Raw genomic sequence first — 3,146 nt, 5'->3', positions numbered from 1 at the left:
TTGTTAATTTGTAATTAATTGTTTGTCAGACTTAAATATACAAAATAATTCGGTGATTACCAACTTTTAAAGATACTTTCTTATCCCGAACTCACGTCTCAGATAACAAGAAGAGAAAGATGAGGAAGCAGAAAAGTTTCAGGCAGTGCAGGAAAAGTCCTCTGCGCACATTCAAAAACGAGCCGGCACATTTCTCCCGTTTTTTGTACAAAAACTTTTTTGTTTTGTACAAAAAATAAAAAAAGACGAGGACGTTTTCATCACTTCCTGACGATGCTTCCTTCAAATCAACGCAGTGCCTCTGCTACCGCCCTGAGATAAGCATCCAGACGATTACTTTTCAGAATCGCTTTACGAGGTTTCTTCTCCATGTCGGGGAGCAGATATTCCCACATGGTTTTCAGTTTGGCGAGCAACTGTGCCTCTCCTCCCTCAATCGTCCGGCTGTAATGTTCGTACATCAACCGGTGCATTTCGGCTACCTGTCGATACAGCGTAGCCTTATCCGGAGCTTTTCCTTCGCGAATGGAACGGGCAAGCGACGGGTCGGCAAGCAGGCCTCTGTCCAGCATAACACCTTTCAATCGCGGATAGGCTTCCATCAGCTTCTGAACAGCCTCCAGCGTACGCAAATCGCCATTGTAGACTAACGGCAGTTCGCAGACCTCATAGAATGCCTGGAACGCCGCACGATTCACCTCTCCCTTGTACTGCTGCTTCCCGATACGCGGATGAAGAGTTACCTGAACCACACACGAGCGGTTCAACAACGGCAATACCTGCTTCCATTCATCGGCATCCTGCCAGCCAAGCCGCATCTTGACGAAGAAACGGATTTCCGGCAACTGACGCATTTCCTCCAGTAATGCGGAAACTTTTTCGGGGTAAGGCAATATGCCCGCCCCCTTTCCACGATTGGCAATCAGCGGAAAAGGGCATCCCATATTGACATCTATTTCCCGATAACCTTGCGAGGCGAGGAAACCGGCAAGCCGGTTCAGTTCTTCCGGCTCCGACGCAACCAGTTGAGGTATCAGGTGACTTACGGTGTTCTGTCCGGGCATCACTTCCCGTTTGTCTTTGTTACGGACTTCTCCCTTTTCCAGACGAATAAAAGGAGTATAGTAAGCATCTACGCCTCCGAACGTCTGTTCGTGCGCATTACGCCAGGCAGCCTCCGTAAATCCTTGCAACGGTGCCGCATATATTGCCGGTATATTCTGTTTCATACAGCCGCAAATATACGGATTATTCGTTACCTTTGTAGAATACATTAAAAAATCATCCCCATGGATAAATATATTTATGAACTGAAAGTGAAGGTGCGCGACTATGAATGCGACCTGCAAGGTATCGTAAACAATGCGAATTACCAGCATTATATCGAACATACCCGACATGAGTTCCTTACTTCGACAGGCATCAGTTTCGCCCGGTTGCACGAGGAAGGGATAGATCCGGTCGTAGCACGCCTGACAATGGCGTTTAAAACGCCTCTGAAAAGCGGTGACGAGTTTGTTTCGAAATTATATCTCAAGAAAGAAGGAATAAAATATGTCTTCTATCAGGATATATTCCGGTTGCCCGACATGAAGGTTGTCATTAAATCGACAGTGGAAACGGTGTGTGTCATCAACGGGCGACTGGGCAGCAGCGAACTTTTTGATACGACCTTTGCTCCTTATCTTGCCGAATGAAAGACCGTGAATTACTCTGCCGTCTGGCACTGACTCAGCTTCCGGGAATAGGAATCGTGGGTGCTCATAACTTGTTACAGGCTGTAAACGGACAGGCTGCCTTGCTTTTCGACCATGCCAAAGAACTGGAAGATATTGTTCCGGGGATTTCTCCTAAGATAATCCATGCCTTCGATGCGCCGGAAGTACTGCGCCGTTGCGAAGCAGAACTCTTGTTCGCAGAGAAGAACCATATAGCCTGCCTTACCAGCGACGACGAGGCCTATCCTTCCCGCCTTCGTGAATGCGACGATGCTCCACTGGTTCTGTTCTATCGGGGAACCAGTGATTTGAACCAGCGGCATATCATCAGCATGGTGGGAACCCGCAATGCAACCGATTACGGCAAGGATATATGCATGCGATTTATCGGTGAGCTGAAAGAATTGTTGCCCGATGTATTAATCGTAAGCGGACTGGCTTATGGTATCGACATCCATGCTCATCGCGCCGCCCTGCAGCATCAGATGGAAACGATAGGTGTTCTGGCTCATGGGCTGGACAGAATTTATCCGTCGGTACACCGACGTACGGCTGCCGAGATGACGCAATGTGGAGGGTTGCTGACCGAATTTATGAGCGGGACTAATCCTGACCGGCAGAATTTCATCAAACGAAACCGTATCGTGGCGGGCATTAGCGATGCAACGATTGTGGTTGAATCGGCAAACAAAGGAGGCTCGCTGATTACGGCGGAAATTGCAGAAAGTTATCATCGTGACTGTTTCTCTTTTCCGGGCCGCATTCATGATACATATTCGGCGGGATGCAACGAATTGATACGTTCCAACCGTGCCATACTGCTTCAAAGTGCAGAGGAACTGGTAAAGGCTATGAACTGGGACAGCGAAGCACAAGCTCCTGCTGTCATACAACGTCAGTTATTCCCTGAACTGGACGAAAACGAAGAGAAAATAGTGGCTTTGCTCCAAAAACATCCCGACGGAATTCAAATTAATTCGCTCGTCGTAGAGAGCAATATTGCCATCAACCGTATGACAAGCATCTTGTTCGAACTGGAAATGAAAGGCATTATCCGTACACTTGCCGGAGGAGTATACAAGCTGATATAATATCCGACTTACAACCTTCGGGACAAGGTTTACCAAAGGACAAAAAAAATGGGAGAACGCTTTCTCCCAACCTTGTTAACCTTAAATCTAATACTATGAAAAAAATCACAATGCAAATGTACCAATTTGCAACATATCACGCAAGAGCAGGAAACATTATTACAAAATGTTTAAAACTATTTTACATTTAAAAGCGTTTGCGCACACATTCTAACAGTTTGTTTATTATAAAAAAGAAAAAGAAGGTGTGTCAAAAAGCACACCTTCTTTTTTAGCACAAAGCCCCGACTTTCACAAGCTGGGGCTTTGTTATTACCTAAAGATTTTGTATCTTTAA

3 protein-coding genes are annotated in these 3,146 nt (G+C 46.2%); 2 read left to right on the top strand and 1 reads right to left on the bottom strand.

Features of this window, described 5'->3' with window-relative positions; genetic code table 11:
• Positions 1–287: 287 nt before the first annotated feature.
• Complete coding sequence (locus ACZM60_RS14640) at positions 288–1,229, bottom strand: tRNA-dihydrouridine synthase family protein (protein WP_489521858.1); 942 nt, start codon at positions 1,227–1,229, stop codon at positions 288–290.
• Positions 1,230–1,289: 60 nt separating this feature from the next.
• Here ACZM60_RS14640 and ACZM60_RS14635 point away from each other — a divergent pair, with 60 nt between their 5' ends.
• Together ACZM60_RS14635 and dprA are read left to right on the top strand one after the other, a co-directional pair.
• The gene (locus ACZM60_RS14635; protein WP_489521857.1) at positions 1,290–1,697 is read left to right on the top strand and encodes an acyl-CoA thioesterase; all 408 of its coding nucleotides are present in this window, start codon (positions 1,290–1,292) and stop codon (positions 1,695–1,697) included.
• Positions 1,694–2,809, top strand: coding sequence for a DNA-processing protein DprA (dprA, locus tag ACZM60_RS14630; protein WP_489521856.1), 1,116 nt, complete (start codon positions 1,694–1,696; stop codon positions 2,807–2,809). Before ACZM60_RS14635 ends, dprA begins: the two co-directional genes overlap by 4 nt.
• The last annotated feature ends 337 nt before the right edge of the window (positions 2,810–3,146 follow it).

This window comes from Phocaeicola sp., assembly GCF_057861905.1.
This window is presented reverse-complemented; position numbering and strand designations above follow the sequence as displayed.

Coding starts and splice junctions, on each gene's coding strand:
- ACZM60_RS14640 (WP_489521858.1), bottom strand. CDS start 1,229: ATGAAACAGAATATACCGGCAATATATGCGGCACCGTTGCAAGGATTT.
- ACZM60_RS14635 (WP_489521857.1), top strand. CDS start 1,290: ATGGATAAATATATTTATGAACTGAAAGTGAAGGTGCGCGACTATGAA.
- dprA (WP_489521856.1), top strand. CDS start 1,694: ATGAAAGACCGTGAATTACTCTGCCGTCTGGCACTGACTCAGCTTCCG.